We start from the raw sequence: 16,552 nt of genomic DNA, 5'->3' as shown, positions 1-16,552 counted from the left end.
ACACAACCGAGAAGCTGGACGATCAGAAGGACCTCGCCCAACAGCTACATGCCCGCGCCACGGAACAGAGCGTGAGGCTGGTCCGGGCGAGCGGACCGCTGAACCAGCTGACGACAAATGTCCTCGAGGCCGTGCTTCATGCAGACTCGAAGGAACACCGTGGGCATGAGCATGCGCCGACACCGATGGCGGCCCGTATGCTCATCGACATCAGATTGGAGGCAGTCCTGATACACCCCCCGTATCACTTCGGCTCACTTCACCAGTGCGCCAGGACCATAACGGACATCCCGTCTCCGATAGTCGCCTCCACCCAGGATGAATCACGGGCGGGAACATTGGAGCTCAGTGAGGTGAAGAGTCCTGCTCAGGCTGGTTGAGGGGTCGCACCTTGGTCTTCCTTCTGGCTGCAGCACGATCACTCAGGAATCCGGCGAAGGTCAATGCTGCGGTACCCGCTGCCATCCAGCGGCGTGGGTGCCGTGTGCCGGCCTGGCGCAGCTTCTCCTCAACTCGAGCATCAATGACGTCGGTGGCTTTGGCGAAGCGAAGAGTTGCAACGGCCGAGGCAAGTCCGACTAGTACTCGCGGCAGTAGCCGCTTACCTCCGATCGTGATGCCGAGGTACACGCCGGTGAAGACTGCGGTAGCGATGTGAGCGGCCCGGCGCTGCTGGTCGTTCAACTTCGATGTGTCAATCAGGGGCAGGGCCCCCAGAATGGCGTTGACGTGATGCCGAAGGCAGGTGACGTTGGATCGGCTAGCACGAGTTGTTTCTTATGAGTCACAAGTGGTCCTCCTCTTCGCAGGTGCGCTCCAGTTTTGTCTACCACGAAAGGACCACCTAGCCGAGGTCCCGGGAAGACGTATGGCAATGGTCGTGGATGGAAGGCGAACGCAGTTGTAAGTGACTTCGCAGCCGGTCCGGTACGTGTTTGGCCGCCCGGTTAGGACACCTCCTTGAGCCCCATGCTGAGGTAGCGGTATACCGTTGCCCGGCTGGCCCCGATGATCTTCCCGATGTCAGCTGGGGCAAGACCTTGAGCTTTCAAGTCCCGGGCTCGCCTGACCTTCGCATGGTCGGTAGTCACTTCCCACCGGCCGGCCTTACGTCCATGTACGGCGGCCGCGGCCATGCCTGCCCTGGTCCGCTCGGCGAGCTGATCCCGCTCAAGCTGAGCAAAAGCGGACATCACGGTGAGCAAGGCCCTACCCATGGGGCCGGTCGTACTGAGGCCTTCAGTGACACTGGGGAAGTGCACTCTTCTGTGCGCCGGTGCTGAGAACACCGAGACGGGTCGAAGCCTCACCGACCCGTCCGGTCAAAGGATCCATTACGGCGCCGGCCGGCAGGAGAGGCTTGCGTCCCTTGAGTAGACTGCGCCGCTCGCCAATCTTGTACTGCACTCTTGACACAAAATAAAAAGGCGGTTTGTATTGCAGAGACGGTACAAGCGAGATGAGGGAGACGTGGTGGGATCGATTTCGATACTGGTGGCGGTCGTGCTGGTGGCATTCCTGGCGGTCGGGGTGTGGGTGGTAATCCGACGAGCAGTGACTGGTAGTCAAGAGAAGCCGAGACACCAGCAGGAGCGGTCTGATCGCACCGGAGCTCAGGTCGCCCCTGTATATCGGGGGGAAGCCTTGGCGGCCCTTGCGGCTTTGGTTGTTGGGTGCTCAGGTGCGCTGGTGATGTGCCTGATCGGGTCCTGGTGGAGTGAGGGGTACGGAGTTACGTATGCCCTCGCTGGCGGAGTAGGGGCGCTGGCCGGCCTGCTCGTCTACATCGTCTATCCCAGGCCTGCCTGGGGCTCGGAGGAAGGCGGGCGCGTTGTCGCTGAGCTTTCGCCGCGGAGGCCTACATCCTTTGCCCGGCAGTGGGTGTTCGTCCTGCCGCTCTCCGCCGCGGTCATCCTCATCCTTGGGTTGCTGCTGGCCGGAAGCTATTCAGCAACGGATGAATACGGTCTGCACCGTGTTTTTCAGCGGCGAAGCCTGGCGGGCTGGGGTGTCCAGGACGGACAGGTCGTAGACGTGCAGTACAACCTCTCGACCAACGGGCCGTTCCCGGGCTGGTACTACGGGATTCCGGTGATCATCTGCACACTTCTGCTGATCGCCGTCGTCTACTGGGCCTTACACCGCACGGCCACCGCTCCGCGGCCGGCTTCAACGGATCTATTTACGGACGACACATTCCTCCGCTCGCACCGCACCCTGTTCATCATGTGCGCATCCAGCGCCGCCCTCGCCTCCCAGATCGCGGGACTTGCAGCGATCACCGGCATCGTCCTGAGCGCAGCTCACCGTGACTCGGTTCCAAGAGCTGACCTTGATGCTGTTGCCGACACGATCGCGGTCGAGCCCGGACACACACTCGGGCTGATCATGATGCTGTTCTCGTTGATCATCGCGGTCGCCGCGGTCGTCCTGCTGATCAAGACGTGCTCCATCATCGCCGGTTTGTGGTCGGCAAGCGGCGAAATACGACGCGCGCGACGTGAACCTGTCCGATGATCAGCATCGACCCCTCATCGCCCCTCTCCCCTGTCGAGCAAATCCGGTCACAACTCGCGGCTCAGATACGAGCCGGACAAATCCCAGCAGACGCCCGGCTCCCTCCCGTGCGGCAGCTTGCCGCCGACCTTCGAGTGTCTGCCGGATCGGTGGCGAAGGCCTACAAAGATCTCGAGACCGCAGGACTGATCCGCACAGCACGAGCAGCAGGAACCCGCGTGAACCCCGGCCACGCAACCACGAAGCCACTCATCCGGGCGGCAGAAAGTCTCGCGCTTCAAGCTGCCGAAGAAGGCCTAGGCCTCACAGAAGCACAGGGGCTACTGGCACACGCATGGACACAGATACACTCCGCGTCTGAATAAGCGCACCCGCCCTCGATGTAGCACTAGTGGGACGTGTCCAGTCGGAGAAACCGCTACCACGCGTCAATCAGCCCCAACCGGCCGCCAGCCCCTGCCGTTGTTCCATTCAAAGGATCCATCGACGGATGGGCTTAGGGGCGACCCATCGGATCATCGGGGATCTTGGTCCAGGCTTCTTGATAGGTGGAGCGGTGCCACTGCTGGCGCGGGCCCTCCCATTCGCGTGCGACGTCGGTCAGCCACATCGTCGTATCGGGATTCCACCCTGCGAGGACCGTGAACGTGTCGGCGTCGATTTGCAGTGCACGGTTAGCGCCACCGAGGTAGGCCAGGACTGTCAGGTGCACCGCATCCCACCGCTCCGCGACCTTCTCCCAGTCCGGGATGACCCACGCGCCGTCGTGCCCGGTACACCGGAACCAGTCATGGCGCCGGGATGCCGTGACCTCCAGCGGGTACTCACGGCACAGTGACATCCAATCGTCCGCGGTCCGCACCTCGTAGGTGCATCCAACGCCGCGCACGGGGATCACCGTGGCGTGCTCCTCTCCGAAGGAGTCCTCGATGAGGTTCAGTCCCAGCGGTACCCGGCCGGTGGTTTGCAGTGTTCCGTGTGGGAAGGACCACCACGTCCCCGACCAGTTGGCGCGAGGATTCCGGGGGCGTTCCTTTTCCGCCCGGACCTCCTCCGCACGGGCGTCACGCGCCCACGTGGCAAGGCCTCGCGCCGGATACCTGGTCAGCGGAGCCCGGTCATCTGCTGAACGCCAGTCGATGGCCCACTGCTCGACCTGCCGGCCGTGCGACCACCATCGGGCGGAGGATGCGGTCATCACGTGCCGGGCGATCGGAGTAAGGGCGGCCTCTACCTCGGGAAGCGCTGCCAGGACGTCCTCCCCGTCCGACTCCTGCCAGGGCCGGGACGTGTCCACCGCTGTGGCCAGCGCCCGGTCGATCGCACCACCGCCGATCCGCGTCACATCAAACGAGGCAAGGCCCGTGATGAGGTCCGTCATAGCCGGTCTCGGTGGCCGGTCAGCTCCCTCGCCGGAGGTAGCGGTGATCAGCACCCGGGATGTGCCCTTGCCGGGATCCAGGTCGTGGGCGAGCCAAAACACGATGGACCTGACCGACGGGTCCACCCCCATGGCCAGTTCCAGGCAGAGACGTCGACCCCGAGGCCCTACCAGCAGCACATCAGCGCCCATCTCCATCCGCTCACCCTACGGGTGACGACATTGGCAAAGCAGGAGCGAACCACCACAACGACCTACCAGTCCGGTTTGCAGAGCGATCCCCTGCGAGGGCACGCGTTGGGCCGGGCCTACACCGCGCAACGGATCCCGTGATAAGTCAGATTTACATCTGTGCGGACCCCGCGCTAAGCACGTCGCCACCACGTCTCTTGCCGTAGTGGAAACCATGCCTTAGTCTTGCCGTTATGGAAACTAACTCTCAGGGCGTGTCCCGTGACGAAGCCCTGGATGCGCTGGCCGGTTTATCCGCAGACCGGGCTCGACTCGCCGAGGGCATCCGGGTCCCGTGGTCGCTTCTTGCGGGCTTCGGGGCGGTAGCTGCGTGGTGGGTCGGCGCGGCTGCTGGGACAGCCCCTGGTGAGGACTACGACCGGCCGGCGGTCGGGGGGCTCGCCCTGGCAGTGGTCCTCGTCATCATCTATTTGATCCAGCGAGAGACAGGTGTCCGCTTCGCGAGCATGGGCTGGCAGGCCGGAATGGCTGTGGCTGGGATAGTGGTCGGCTGCCTGGTGCTGTTCAGCGTCTCTCTCGGCTTGGTGTCCTTCGGCCTGCATTGGGCAGTGATCGCCACAAGTGTGGTGGCGTTCGGTCTCACGACATGGCTGGCCGGCGTGGCCTATCGTAGCGCCGCCCGGAATCTCCGTCATGGGTAAGGCGCACTTCGACGACGTCATTCACGCCCCCCTGCGGCTACGGATCTGCGGACTGCTCCGCCCTGTGGACCGCCTCGACTTCGCAGTCCTCCGGACCGCCCTGGAAGTCTCGGACGCGACCCTGTCCAAGCACTTGAAGACCCTGGCCGAAGCTGGCTATCTGGTCTCCGACAAGACGGCGTCAACGGAGCGCAGTGATGCGCGACGCGTGATGTGGCTGTCCCTCTCCCGAGCCGGCAGGGCGGCTTTCGACGGACACATCCAGGCGCTCCGGGACATCTCCGGCACCCTCTGACCCACACGACCAGACACTGTTCACCCATGGATCAGCACCGAGAACGTGCACACATCGATCACTGCACGGTTGCGCGGTGGGCGATGATCGCTGCGTGCGGCCGCTGGCCGCCGGTCGTCCTGGTGTGTGTTTCGGCCACCTCGAAGCCGGCCGAGATCAGTTCCTCACTGAGGTCAGTCACCGGCCAGCGGTACGCCGGAGCCACGGCGTGAGCAAACTGCTCGATCACAGAGCCCTCGAAGAACCCGATGAGGAGCGCGCCACCGGGACGCAGAACACGGCTGAACTCCTGGAGGGGAGTCCTGATCGTGGTCGACTCGTGGTGGATGAGTGAGTACCAGGCCAGGATCCCGCCGACCGTTCCTGCTGCCACATTCAGGGCGTTGAGACTGCCGACGTCGAACGGCACGCCCGGATAGGTGCTGCGTGCACGCTCGATGAACTCGGGCACAAGATCCACGCCGCGGGCAGCTAGCCCCTGCTGGGCGAGGAAGTTCGTCCACTGGCCCGGACCACACCCCGCGTCGATGACAGGGCCCTCGATACCCTCAGCCCAGGTGGAGACAAGCTGGCGGTCGGACGGATGCACCGCGCCCATTGAGCCGAAGAGCTCCCCGTATTCCGTTGCACGCCCCGAGTACGCGTCCCTGACCTCATCCATCATGTGAGCGAGTCTAGGCACGCATCAGATGGGCACCCGATGGCGAAGCGTTCACCGGGACGATGCCAGGAGCGTTTCAGCCCAGAGCTCGTGGTGATGCGTCGCGCAGTCGGTGACGGCTCACCGAGGGCGCCGAGCAGCATGCCGTCGATGACCAGCAGGTCGGGCGGATCCCGGCGGACCGCGAAGATCAGGTCACGGGTGATACCGGATCCATGCTGGGGGACGAGAATACTGTCCTCCCCCGTGGAACAATGGCCGGGACCCCCGTCCGGAACCTGAAAGCACCCCATGCCGTCACCGCCCGCCCACTTCACCGTCCTCCGGGCGCGAACGCAGTCGCTGGCGCCCGGACTGGCGGTGGCCGCGGCCGGGGTAGCCATCGCAGTCTGGCTCGGAATGCTGCAATCGGTGCTCGGGCCCCTGGTGATCGCGCTGGTGCTCGGTGTCCTGCTCGCCAACTCCTCCCTGTACACACCTGCCTTCCGGCGCGGCGTCACAGCGGGCACCAAGAAGCTCCTACGCGCCGGTGTCGTCCTGCTGGGCCTTCAGCTCGCGCTGCCCGACATCGTGGCGCTCGGCCTCCCGGTCCTCGGCCTGATCGTGGCGAGCGTGGCCCTGAGCTACGTCCTCACGCTGCAGCTGGGCCTGCGGCTCGGGCTGACCCGCGCCGGCGCCACCCTCATGGCGGCCGGCTTTTCGATCTGCGGGGCATCGGCCATCGCGGGGCTCCAGGGAGTCGTGAAAGCCGACGACGACGAGACCGCCGGCGCCGTCGCCATGGTGACGCTCTACGGATCACTCATGATCGTCGTCCTGCCCGTGCTCGGCGGCCTGCTCGGGCTGAGCGATGAGCGATTCGGAATGTGGGCCGGCCTGGCCGTCCACGAGGTGGCGCAGGTCGTGGCCGTCGCGGGTACCGCCGGAGCCACGGCGCTCGCTGTCGGGACGGTCGTCAAGCTCGGCCGGGTGCTGATGCTCGCCCCGATCGCCGCGGTGGCTTCGCTCGGCGAGCGACGGCGTGCCGCAGTACTGGCAGGCTCGGACGGACGCGGTGAGAGGCTCCCGGACGCCGCGGCGACCGTGCCCCGTCCGCCCGTGGTGCCGCTGTTCGTGCTCGGGTTCCTCGTCATGGTGGCCGTCCGCTCGCTCGGGATCGTGCCGGATCAGGTGCTGGAAATCGGCCGCACCGTCACGACCGTGCTCCTGGCGGCGGGCATGTTCGGACTCGGTGCGGGCATCGATGTCCGGCGTCTGCTGCGCACCGGCGGCCGCTTCGCCGTCGTCGGCGCCGGCTCGACCATCCTGCTCGCGGGTGGCTCGCTCGCCGGAGTGCTCCTGCTGACCTGACCGCCGCACTCGGCGGACCGTTCTCCCCACCGACTCATCGCAGGGACCTCCTGCGTCGGCGGACCGATCTGCCCGGCGACACACCGAACTCGGTGGGCATCTCTTGCTATGCCCACCGACGCCCCCGAGTCGGCGCGCACGACGAACGGAGCACGCGGCCCCGCGTGGAACGGGGCCTCAGCGCAGGCCGGTGCCCCGCTCGAGCGCGAGCCCGATCAGCTCGTCGATCAGCTCGGTGTACCCGAGCCCGGACTTCGCCCACATCTGCGGGTACATGCTGATGGGCGTGAAGCCGGGCATCGTGTTGATCTCGTTGATCACGAGACGCCCGTCCGGCGTGTAGAAGAAGTCCACGCGGGAGAGCCCCTCCCCCCCGATCGCGTCGAACGCATCCGCTGCCAGGAGCCGGACGCGCTCGATGACCTCCGCCGGAAGGTCCGCCGGGCAGGTCAGCTCGGCGGCGGCGCCGTCAACGTACTTCGCCTCGAAGTCGTACCAGGCGTGGTCGCCCGGCTGCATCGCGATCTCTCCGGGCAGGGAGGTGCGTGGGGCATCGTGCCCGCGCCCCTGCAGCACCGCCACCTCGATCTCGCGCCCCTCGATCCCCGCTTCGATGATCACCTTGGGGTCGAACTCGCGCGCGGCCTCGATCGCCGGCCGGATCCCGTCGACGTCCTCCACGCGGCTGATCCCCATGGACGAGCCGGCACGCGCGGGCTTCACGAACAGCGGGAACCCGAGGGCGGCGGCGCGACGCACGCCGGCCTCGGGGTCGGTGCGCCACTGGCGGTCGGTGACGACGTCGTACGGGCCGACGTCGAGCCCGGCGGCCTCGAACACCACCTTCATGTAGTGCTTGTCCATGCCGACGGCGGATGCCAGCACGCCCGCGCCGACGTAGCGCATGTCGGCCATCTCGAGCATGCCCTGGAGGGTGCCGTCCTCGCCGAACGGGCCGTGCAGCAGCGGCAGGACGACGTCGACACCGCCGAGGCTCTCGGGCACGGAGCCGGGCGCGGCGATGAGCAGCTCCTGGCCGGTTCCGCCGTCGGCCGCGGAGCCCATGACCACAGCGTGCTCGGTCGCGGTGACCTCGGGAAGCACGTCGGAGCGCAGGGACCACGCGGAGGGGTCCGCGGAGACCAGGGACCACTGCCCGGAGCGCGTGATGCCCACGGGCACGACGTCGTAGCGGGTCCGGTCGATCGCCTCGAGGACGCCGGCGGCGGTCACGCAACTGACGGCGTGCTCGCTCGAGCGTCCCCCGAAGAGGACGAGGACGCGGGGCTTACCGGAGCCGGCCGGGGTCCCGGTGGGCAGGGTACTCACGGTGGTCACGGGGTGTGATCGCCTTCCGGCTTGAGGTTGCGGGCCAGCAGGCGCGGCCCGAGGTCGTCGACGGACAATCGTCCCTGGAGGACGGCCACCACACTCGCCGTGATGGGCATGTCGACGCCGTGCTGGTCTGCGGCGTCGAGGACGGCCTGTGCGGACTTGATGCCTTCGGCGGTCTGGTTCATCCTCGTCGTCACCTCGTCGAGGGTCAGTCCCTGCCCCAGCAGGTGACCGGCGGTGTGGTTGCGCGAGAGCGGCGACGAGCAGGTGGCGATGAGGTCTCCCATCCCGGCGAGCCCGGCCATCGTCTCCCGGCGTCCCCCGAGGGCCACGGCGAGGCGCGTGGTCTCCGCGAGGCCGCGCGTGATGACGGAGGCCTTGGTGTTGTCGCCCATGCGGCGACCCTCGCAGATCCCGACGGCGAGGGCTATCACGTTCTTCACGATGCCGCCAATCTCCACACCGATCACATCCGTGGAGGTGTAGGGACGGAAGTAGGAAGCCGTACAGGCCGCAGCGATCCAGGCGGCCGTGTCGTGGTCGGAACAGGCGACGACGGACGCCGTCGGCTCCTCCCGGGCGATCTCCATCGCGAGGTTGGGGCCGGACAGCACGGCGATCCGCTCGGTGGGCAGCCCGAGTTCCTCCGCGATCACCTCGCTCATGCGGGCGTCGGTGCCGACCTCGAGGCCCTTCATGAGGGAGACGACGACGGCGTGGGGAGCGATGAGGGGACGCCACGCCGGGAGCTGGGCGCGCAGGGTCTGGGCGGGCACGGCGAGGACCACGAGGTCGCTCCCGGCGAGGACCGCTCCGACGTCGGCCGACGCCGTGATGTTCACCGGGAGCGTGGTCTCGCCGAGGTAGCGCGAATTGCGGTGGGTGGTGGTGATCTCGACCGCCACCTCGGGCCGGCGCGACCACAGCATGACCGGGGTGCTGGGGGACGCATCGGCGAGGACCTTCGCGAAGGTCGTCCCCCAGCTGCCGGAGCCGAGGACGGCGATCTTCGCGGACCGTGCTTCGCACGCGTCGGCCGTCACGGCGTCTCTCCTGGTGCCGGTCCGTCGTCGACGCCGTCGGCACGGCCCTCGAAGTCGCGGCCGGTGAGCTTCTGGTGCTTCTTCGACGGATCCCAGCGCTCGGCGGGAGGCTCCTCGCCCCGCAGCTCCGCCAGCAAGGCTGTGATCGCGTCGACGATGCGCTCGGTGGCGCCATCGAGCGTCGTCTTCGTGAGCGGCGCGTCCCGGAACTCGGAGAGGTCCACGGGATCACCGACGAGCACGCGGACCCGCTTGCGGGGGAACAGATGGAAGCGCTTCGCGTAGCGGGGGAAGACCTCCTGCGCCCCCCAGTGCGCGATGGGCACCACGGGGGCGCCGGTCTGGAGAGCGAGGCGCGCGGCGCCGGTGCGACCCTTCATGGGCCACATGTCCGGGTCCCTCGTGAGCGTGCCCTCGGGATAGATGATGATCCCCCCTCCGTCGGCGAGTGCCTCGCGCGCGGCCTCGAGCGAGCGGTTGGCGCCCGCCGAGGTGCGCTCGACCGGCACCTGCTTGATGGTCCGCAGGATGGATCCGACCACCGGCACGTCGAACAGCGTCGCCTTGGCGAGGAAGCGCGGCATGACGCCCTGGTTGTAGAGGAGGTGCGAGATGACCACGGGGTCGATCTCGGTGACGTGGTTGGGACACACGATGATGCCCGTGTCCCGCCGCAGTTTCTCCTGCCCGCGCCACTCCTTGGCCATCAGGGCGTTCATGACCGGCCTCACCCACAGGCCGAGGAACATGTACATGGCCCGTGAACTCAGCGACTCCCCCACTGCCCGGCCGCCTACGCGAGTGCCACGGCGACAGCCGGGGCGTCCTCCGTGACATCGAAGTCCGCGCCGAGGCCCGCGAGCTTGTCCTGGAAGCGCTCGTAACCGCGGTTGATGAGCTCGATCCCGGTGACGCGGGAGACGCCGTCCGCGGCGAGGGCCGCGATGAGGTGGCTGAACCCTCCACGCAGGTCCGGGATGTCGATCTCGGCACCATGCAGCTGCATGGGACCGGAGATGACCGCCGAGTGCAGGAAGTTCCGCTGCCCGAAGCGGCACGGGACGCTGCCGAGGCACTCGCGGTGTACCTGGATGCTGGCGCCCATGCGCAGCAGCGCCTCGGTGAAACCGAACCGGTTCTCGTACACCGTCTCGTGGACGATCGAGACGCCGGCGGCCTGCGTGAGCGCGACGACGAGGGGCTGCTGCCAGTCCGTCATGAAGCCGGGGTGCACATCGGTCTCGAGCACGAGCGGGTTCAGGGGACCGCCCGGGTGGTAGAAGCGGATGCCGTAGTCGTCGACGTCGAAGGCGCCGCCGACCTTGCGGTACGTGTTGAGGAACGCCGTGAGGTCGAGCTGGCGCGCGCCCTCCACGTAGATGTCGCCCTTGGTGACGAGGGCGGCGGACGCCCAGGACGCCGTCTCGTTGCGGTCGGAGATGGCCTTGTGGTTGTACCCGGTCAGCTCCCTGACGCCCTCGATGCGGATGACGCGGTCGGTCTGCACGGTGATGATCGCGCCCATCTTCTGCAGGACGGCGATGAGGTCCATGATCTCGGGCTCGACGGCGGCACCGGAGAGCTCGGTGATGCCTTCGGCGCGGACCGCGGTCAGGAGCACCTGCTCCGTGGCGCCGACGCTGGGGTACGGCAGCGTGAGTTTGGCGCCGTGCAGCCCTTTGGGCGCGGAGATGGAGATGCCACCCGGGCGCTTGTCGACGACGGCGCCGAAGTTGCGCAGGACCTCCATGTGGTAGTCGATCGGCCGGTCACCGATCTTGCACCCACCGAGGTCGGGGATGAAGGCTTCGCCGATGCTGTGCATCAGGGGCCCGCAGAAGAGGATGGGGATGCGCGAGTCCCCGGCGTGCGCGTCGATGTCCTTGGACATCGCCATCTTGGCGTCGCTCGGGTCCATGGTGAGGTCGCCGGTGGTGGGATCCTTGGTCACCCTCACGCCGTGCAGCTGCAGCAGGCTGGTGACGACGTCGACGTCCTTGATCTCCGGGACGTTGCGGAGGACGGACGGCGAGTTGCCCAGCAGCGACGCCACCATCGCCTTCGGCACCAGATTCTTCGCCCCCCGGACGAGGACTTTGCCCGTCAGCGGAATGCCGCCTCGGATGGTCAGAACGCTACCCATGAATACCTGTTTTCCTCACACGTCGAATCCCCGCGAACCCGGAAATACCCCTCCAAGCATAGGAGTACCGTCGGGCAGACAAGAAACAAGGGTACGGGGTGCACTCCCTGCTCCCCAACAGGAACCGCCCGGATTGCGTCCTCATTCCTTCCCAGTTCCGGCCGAGGACGTGACATGCGCGACACCGGCGCGGCTCCCCGTGGGCCCGGACGCGGAGCGTCAGGTACGGACGGGGAGGGTCGTCGGCTTGTGGGACGGCCGGCGGGCCTCGAACGCCGTGATGTGCTCCTCCTGGCGCAGCGTGAGGCCGATGTCGTCGAGTCCCTCGAGCAGGCGCCACCGCGTGTAGTCGTCGAGCTGGAAGGGCGCACTCACGGGCCCGCACTGCACCGTGCGCGCCTGGAGGTCGACCGTGACGGTCGCACCCGGCTCGTTCTCGAGGACCTTCCAGATGAGTTCGATGTCGTCCTGGGCGACCTGCGCCGCGACGAGGCCCTGCTTGCCCGAGTTGCCGCGGAAGATGTCCGCGAAGCGCGAGGACAGGACGGCCTTGAACCCGTAGTCCTTCAGCGCCCACACGGCGTGTTCCCGCGAGGAGCCGGTGCCGAAATCGGGGCCGGCGACCAGGACGGAGCCCCGGGAGTAGGGCTCGCGGTTGAGGATGAAGTCCTCGTCCCTGCGCCAGCCGGCGAAGAGCGCGTCCTCGAACCCCGTCCGCGTGATGCGCTTGAGGTAGACGGCCGGGATGATCTGGTCGGTGTCGATGTTGCTCTGGCGCAGCGGGACACCGATGCCGGTGTGCGTGGTGATCTTCTCCATGGTGGGCTCCTAGGCTGCGGTGACGGTCGAGGGGGCGGCGTGGGCACCTGTGCCGTGGGCCTCCGAGCCGGCGGGACGAGGGGGCAGGTCCGACGGCGAACTGAGCGTGCCGCGCACGGCCGTCGCGGCAGCGACGACCGGCGAGACGAGGTGCGTCCGGCCGCCCTTGCCCTGGCGACCCTCGAAGTTCCGGTTCGACGTCGAGGCGCAGCGCTCGCCGGGCGCCAGCTGGTCCGGGTTCATGCCGAGGCACATGGAACATCCGGCGAACCGCCATTCCGCCCCGAAGTCCTTGAAGATGCGGTCCAGGCCCTCCGCTTCGGCCTGCAGCCGCACGCGGGCCGATCCGGGGACCACCATCATCCGGACGGCCGGGTCCTTCTGGCGCCCCCGGATGATGTCGGCGGCGATCCGCAGGTCCTCGATCCGGCTGTTGGTGCAGGAGCCGAGGAACACGGTATCCACGCGGATGTCCTTCATGGCCGTGCCTGGCTGCAGGGCCATGTATTCCAGCGCCCGGCTGCACGCGGCCTTGTCGTTCTTGTCGGCGAAGTCGTCGGGTGACGGCACGGCCTGCGAGAGCGAGACGCCCTGCCCCGGATTGGTGCCCCAGGTGACGAAGGGCTCCAGCTCGTTCGCGTCGAGGAAGACCTCCGCGTCGAAGACGGCGTCGTCGTCGGTGCGCAGCTCGCGCCAGTCCGTGACCGCGGCGTCCCAGTCCGCGCCCTCCGGCGCGTGCGGGCGGCCCTTCAGGTAGGCGAAGGTCGTCTCGTCCGGGGCGACCATCCCGGCGCGCGCACCCGCCTCGATCGACATGTTGCAGATGGTCATGCGTGCTTCCATGGACAGCGAGCGGATGGCCGAGCCGCGGTACTCGAGCACGTAGCCCTGCCCGCCGCCGGTCCCGATCTTCGCGATGACGGCGAGGATGATGTCCTTGGACGTGACGCCCGGTTTCAGCGTCCCCTCGACGGTGATGCCCATCGTCCGGAACGGCTTCAGTGACAGCGTCTGCGTGGCCATCACGTGCTCCACCTCCGAGGTGCCGATGCCCATGGCCAGGGCACCGAAGGCGCCGTGCGTGGAGGTGTGCGAATCGCCGCAGACCACGGTCAGTCCGGGCTGTGTGAGGCCGAGTTGGGGCCCGACGACGTGCACGATGCCCTGTTCGGCGTCCCCGAGCGAATGGAGCCGCACACCGAACTCCTTGCAGTTGGCGCGCAGGGTCTCGATCTGGGTCCGGCTGGTGAGGTCGGCGATGGGCTTGTCGATGTCCAGCGTGGGCGTGTTGTGGTCCTCGGTGGCGATCGTCAGATCAGGGCGGCGCAGCGGACGCCCGGCGAGGCGGAGACCTTCGAAGGCCTGAGGCGAGGTGACCTCGTGCACGAGGTGGAGGTCGATGTACAGGAGGTCCGGCTGAGCTTCCGCTCCGACGACGTCGCCCTTGCGCACCACGTGTGCGTCCCAGACCTTCTCTGCCAGTGTCTTGCCCATGACCATCGTCCTCTTCCGCTCCGGCGTCCTGACCCCGGTAGGGGCAGCGGCCGGAACTCATCGTGTCCTCAACTCAACCAGCGCCCGACGGCGAGTGCCAGTCGTACAGCTTGCGTCTCAGATTATGAGACGGCAGTATCATTCTATGGACAATTCTAGCGGCGTCGGAGTCATCGACAAGGCCGCCCTCGTGCTCGACGCCCTCGAGGCCGGGCCCACGACGCTCGCCCAGCTCGTCGCTTCGACCGGTCTGGCCCGGCCGACCGTCCACCGGCTCGCCCTTGCCCTGGCCCACCACCGGCTGGTGGGCCGGGACATGCAGGGCCGGTTCGTCCTCGGCAGCCGGATCGTGGAGCTGGCCTCGGCCGCCGGCGAGGACCGCCTGATCGCCTCGGCGGGGCCGGTGCTCCTGGCGCTGCGGGACGCCACGGGCGAGAGCGCCCAACTGTTCCGGCGCCAGGGCGAGTGGCGCGTCTGTGTGGCATCCGCCGAGCGTCCCGTGGGTCTGCGTGACACCATCCCGGTCGGTACCCAGCTCTCCATGAAGGCCGGCTCTGCCGCGCAGTGTCTCCTGGCATGGGAGGACCACGACCGCCTGCTCAAGGGCCTGCAGGACGCGCGGTTCACGCCGACCGTCCTGGCCGGCGTGCGGCGCCGCGGCTGGGCGCAGAGCCTCGGTGAGCGGGAGAACGGCGTCGCCTCCGTCTCGGCGCCGGTCCGCGGTCCGTCCGGCCGGGTGATCGCCGCCGTGTCCATCTCCGGGCCGATGGAACGCCTCACCCGTCAACCCGGCCGCATCCACGCCGAGGTCGTCTCGGATGCCGCGCGGCAGCTGACCCTCGCGGTGGCCAAGGCCACGGACTGACATGGGCGGCCAGATCCCCGACCCCGAGCGTCGGTACGCGATCTTCCTCCGCGGCGTGAACGTCGGCGGGATCACCGTCCGCATGGCCGACCTCCGCGCACTGCTCGCCGGTCTTCCGGTGCGTGAGGTCGCCACGGTCCTCGCGAGCGGCAACGCCACGTGCTCATCGGTACTCGACGCCGAGCAGCTCAAGGACCTGGTGGAGGAGGCGCTGCGTGCACGCTTCGGCTATCCGGCGCGCGTGATCGTCGTCGAGCGCGCCGAACTCGCCCATATAGCGGCGTCGGTGCCCGACCAGGGCACTCCGGACACGCACGCGTACGTCACGCTGTTCACGGGGCCGGAGGAGCAGATGGCTCTCGTCGACGAGGCACGCGCCCTCGGAGAGCACCCGGCCGTCCTCACCGGATCCGCGATCGCCTGGTTCGCACGGAAAGGCACGTCGACCGAGGTCCCCCTCGCGAAGCTGCTCGCCCGCGCGTGGCACGCGGCGACCTCGACCACCCGCAACGTCAATACCGTGGACAAGGTGCTGCACCTCCTGGGGTGAGGCTTGGTAGGGTTCCCAGCACGCGCCGACCCAGCCGAAGGACCTCCATGCTCCCCATCACCCAGGACTGCCACCAGCTCGAGCAGCAGAAGGGTTCCCACGGCTTCGTGGTGGTCGGCTCAGGGCGGACCGCCGTGATCGACCCCGGCCTGGCGTCCGGGTTCGACGGCGTCATTGCCGAGCTGCGGGCGAACGAGGCGACGACGGGCGCGGTCACCGACATCGTGCTCACCCACTACGACCCGGACCACGCCCAGGTGGCGCAGCGCCTTCAGGCGGCGCTCGGCGCGAGCGTCTGGATCGGCGCCGCCGACGCCGGGGTGCTGCGCGGCCGCATCAGGCCGAAGACCCTGTTCCGGCGGGTACTGCAGCGACTCGTCCGCGTCCGGCTCCCCGACGGCGCCCGCGAACTCACCGGGTCCGGCGAGATCTTCTCCGGCCTCGAGTACTTCCCGACCCCGGGACACACACCGGGCCACTACGCCTACCAGTGGCGCGGCGTCCTGTTCACCGGGGATGCCGTCCGCGTGTCGGCGAACGGGGATGTCCGGGACTTCTATGCCCCCCTCGATGATGACCGGCCCGCCGCCGCGCGGACCGTACGACTCCTGGCCGAGCGCATCCGGACGGGATCCGTGGAGTGGGTCTGCTCCGGTCACAGTCCGACCGCCCGGGTCGCGGCGCCCGCTGCCTGAGGCTGCCGCCTCGATGCCCCGCCTCCGGGCACAAGAAACCCCGGGGCGCAAGGAATCCCGTCCTCCGCGATCCACCGGGAGGACGGGATCGCATGCGCGCTCAGGTGGCAGAGGCCAGTGCGCGATCCTTGAGCCTGACGAACTCCGGCTCCGTGATGGTGCCGGCCTCGAGCAGCTCCTTCGCCTTCGCGATCTCGTCGGCCGACGTCGGTACGGTGGCCACGCTGCGGACGTAGTTGTCCATCGACTCCTGCGCTGCCTGCCGACTGGCCAGTTCACGATCGGCCATGCCACGTCCGCGCGCCAGCAGGTAGACCACTGCGGTGATCAACGGGATGAAAATCAGGCCCAGCGCCCACAGCACCTTCACCCAGCCCGAGAGCTCGCGATCGCGGAAGAGATCAATGATGATCTGAAACAACACGATCAAATAGGCGAAGAACACCATGATCGAGAAGGACACCCATATGATGTTCCAAATGTTCTCCCAGAATTCCATCTGTCCACTCCT

General features: G+C 67.7%; 19 protein-coding genes. 8 read left to right on the top strand and 11 right to left on the bottom strand.

Going from position 1 to position 16,552, the window contains the following annotated elements; genetic code table 11:
- Positions 1–345: 345 nt before the first annotated feature.
- Positions 346–684, bottom strand: coding sequence for a hypothetical protein (locus ACX80F_RS02970; protein WP_459334881.1), 339 nt, complete (start codon positions 682–684; stop codon positions 346–348).
- A 263-nt stretch (positions 685–947) separates the two neighbouring features.
- Positions 948–1,262, bottom strand: coding sequence for a recombinase family protein (locus ACX80F_RS02965; RefSeq protein ID WP_459334950.1), 315 nt, complete (start codon positions 1,260–1,262; stop codon positions 948–950).
- Between the two features lie 208 nt (positions 1,263–1,470).
- Between ACX80F_RS02965 and ACX80F_RS02960 the strand changes: the two genes are divergently transcribed.
- Together ACX80F_RS02960 and ACX80F_RS02955 are read left to right on the top strand one after the other, a co-directional pair.
- The gene (locus ACX80F_RS02960; protein ID WP_459334880.1) at positions 1,471–2,517 is read left to right on the top strand and encodes a hypothetical protein; all 1,047 of its coding nucleotides are present in this window, start codon (positions 1,471–1,473) and stop codon (positions 2,515–2,517) included.
- Complete coding sequence (locus ACX80F_RS02955) at positions 2,514–2,882, top strand: GntR family transcriptional regulator (RefSeq protein WP_459334879.1); 369 nt, start codon at positions 2,514–2,516, stop codon at positions 2,880–2,882. Before ACX80F_RS02960 ends, ACX80F_RS02955 begins: the two co-directional genes overlap by 4 nt.
- Before the next feature lie 131 nt (positions 2,883–3,013).
- Here ACX80F_RS02955 and ACX80F_RS02950 read toward each other — a convergent pair whose 3' ends face one another.
- Positions 3,014–3,898 carry a hypothetical protein gene (locus tag ACX80F_RS02950; RefSeq protein ID WP_459334878.1) on the bottom strand — a complete coding sequence of 295 codons (885 nt, stop codon included), beginning with the start codon at positions 3,896–3,898 and terminating at the stop codon, positions 3,014–3,016.
- Positions 3,899–4,344: 446 nt separating this feature from the next.
- On the opposite strand from ACX80F_RS02950, the gene ACX80F_RS02945 reads away from it, so the two are divergent.
- Complete coding sequence (locus ACX80F_RS02945; RefSeq protein WP_459334877.1) at positions 4,345–4,791, top strand: hypothetical protein; 447 nt, start codon at positions 4,345–4,347, stop codon at positions 4,789–4,791.
- Entirely contained in the window at positions 4,784–5,086 is a 303-nt protein-coding gene (locus tag ACX80F_RS02940) for a transcriptional regulator (protein ID WP_459334876.1), read from the top strand. The genes ACX80F_RS02945 and ACX80F_RS02940 overlap by 8 nt, the downstream gene beginning before the upstream one ends.
- 58 nt (positions 5,087–5,144) lie before the next feature.
- On the opposite strand, the gene ACX80F_RS02935 is transcribed toward ACX80F_RS02940, so the two are convergent.
- Complete coding sequence (locus ACX80F_RS02935; RefSeq protein WP_459334875.1) at positions 5,145–5,750, bottom strand: class I SAM-dependent methyltransferase; 606 nt, start codon at positions 5,748–5,750, stop codon at positions 5,145–5,147.
- A 288-nt stretch (positions 5,751–6,038) separates the two neighbouring features.
- On the opposite strand from ACX80F_RS02935, the gene ACX80F_RS02930 reads away from it, so the two are divergent.
- Complete coding sequence (locus ACX80F_RS02930) at positions 6,039–7,097, top strand: YeiH family protein (RefSeq protein WP_459334874.1); 1,059 nt, start codon at positions 6,039–6,041, stop codon at positions 7,095–7,097.
- A 177-nt stretch (positions 7,098–7,274) separates the two neighbouring features.
- On the opposite strand, the gene ACX80F_RS02925 is transcribed toward ACX80F_RS02930, so the two are convergent.
- From ACX80F_RS02925 to leuC, 6 genes are all read right to left on the bottom strand, one after another.
- Entirely contained in the window at positions 7,275–8,426 is a 1,152-nt protein-coding gene (locus tag ACX80F_RS02925) for a D-alanine--D-alanine ligase family protein (protein WP_459334949.1), read from the bottom strand.
- A gap of 5 nt (positions 8,427–8,431) precedes the next feature.
- On the bottom strand, positions 8,432–9,475 hold the full coding sequence (locus ACX80F_RS02920; protein WP_459334873.1) for an NAD(P)H-dependent glycerol-3-phosphate dehydrogenase: 1,044 nt from the start codon (positions 9,473–9,475) through the stop codon (positions 8,432–8,434).
- Positions 9,472–10,257 carry a lysophospholipid acyltransferase family protein gene (locus ACX80F_RS02915; RefSeq protein ID WP_459334872.1) on the bottom strand — a complete coding sequence of 262 codons (786 nt, stop codon included), beginning with the start codon at positions 10,255–10,257 and terminating at the stop codon, positions 9,472–9,474. The genes ACX80F_RS02920 and ACX80F_RS02915 overlap by 4 nt, the downstream gene beginning before the upstream one ends.
- A gap of 11 nt (positions 10,258–10,268) precedes the next feature.
- Positions 10,269–11,618, bottom strand: coding sequence for a UDP-N-acetylglucosamine 1-carboxyvinyltransferase (gene murA, locus ACX80F_RS02910; protein WP_459334871.1), 1,350 nt, complete (start codon positions 11,616–11,618; stop codon positions 10,269–10,271).
- 219 nt (positions 11,619–11,837) lie between these two features.
- Entirely contained in the window at positions 11,838–12,437 is a 600-nt protein-coding gene (leuD, locus tag ACX80F_RS02905; protein WP_459334870.1) for a 3-isopropylmalate dehydratase small subunit, read from the bottom strand.
- Positions 12,438–12,446: 9 nt separating this feature from the next.
- The gene (leuC, locus tag ACX80F_RS02900; protein WP_459334869.1) at positions 12,447–13,931 is read right to left on the bottom strand and encodes a 3-isopropylmalate dehydratase large subunit; all 1,485 of its coding nucleotides are present in this window, start codon (positions 13,929–13,931) and stop codon (positions 12,447–12,449) included.
- Positions 13,932–14,076: 145 nt separating this feature from the next.
- Here leuC and ACX80F_RS02895 point away from each other — a divergent pair, with 145 nt between their 5' ends.
- The 3 genes from ACX80F_RS02895 to ACX80F_RS02885 are packed head-to-tail and all read left to right on the top strand — an operon-like array spanning position 14,077 to position 16,041.
- Entirely contained in the window at positions 14,077–14,796 is a 720-nt protein-coding gene (locus ACX80F_RS02895; protein WP_459334868.1) for an IclR family transcriptional regulator, read from the top strand.
- 1 nt (position 14,797) lies between these two features.
- Entirely contained in the window at positions 14,798–15,346 is a 549-nt protein-coding gene (locus ACX80F_RS02890) for a DUF1697 domain-containing protein (RefSeq protein WP_459334867.1), read from the top strand.
- 47 nt (positions 15,347–15,393) lie between these two features.
- A complete protein-coding gene (locus ACX80F_RS02885; protein ID WP_459334866.1) occupies positions 15,394–16,041 on the top strand; it encodes an MBL fold metallo-hydrolase in 648 nt (215 codons plus the stop codon).
- A gap of 100 nt (positions 16,042–16,141) precedes the next feature.
- Here ACX80F_RS02885 and ACX80F_RS02880 read toward each other — a convergent pair whose 3' ends face one another.
- Positions 16,142–16,540 carry an SHOCT domain-containing protein gene (locus ACX80F_RS02880; RefSeq protein WP_459334865.1) on the bottom strand — a complete coding sequence of 133 codons (399 nt, stop codon included), beginning with the start codon at positions 16,538–16,540 and terminating at the stop codon, positions 16,142–16,144.
- Positions 16,541–16,552 lie beyond the last annotated feature (12 nt).

The sequence above is a fragment of the Arthrobacter sp. TMS2-4 genome, from assembly GCF_054511075.1.
Note: the sequence above shows the minus strand (reverse complement) of the source record. Positions and strands in the feature narration are given on the sequence as shown.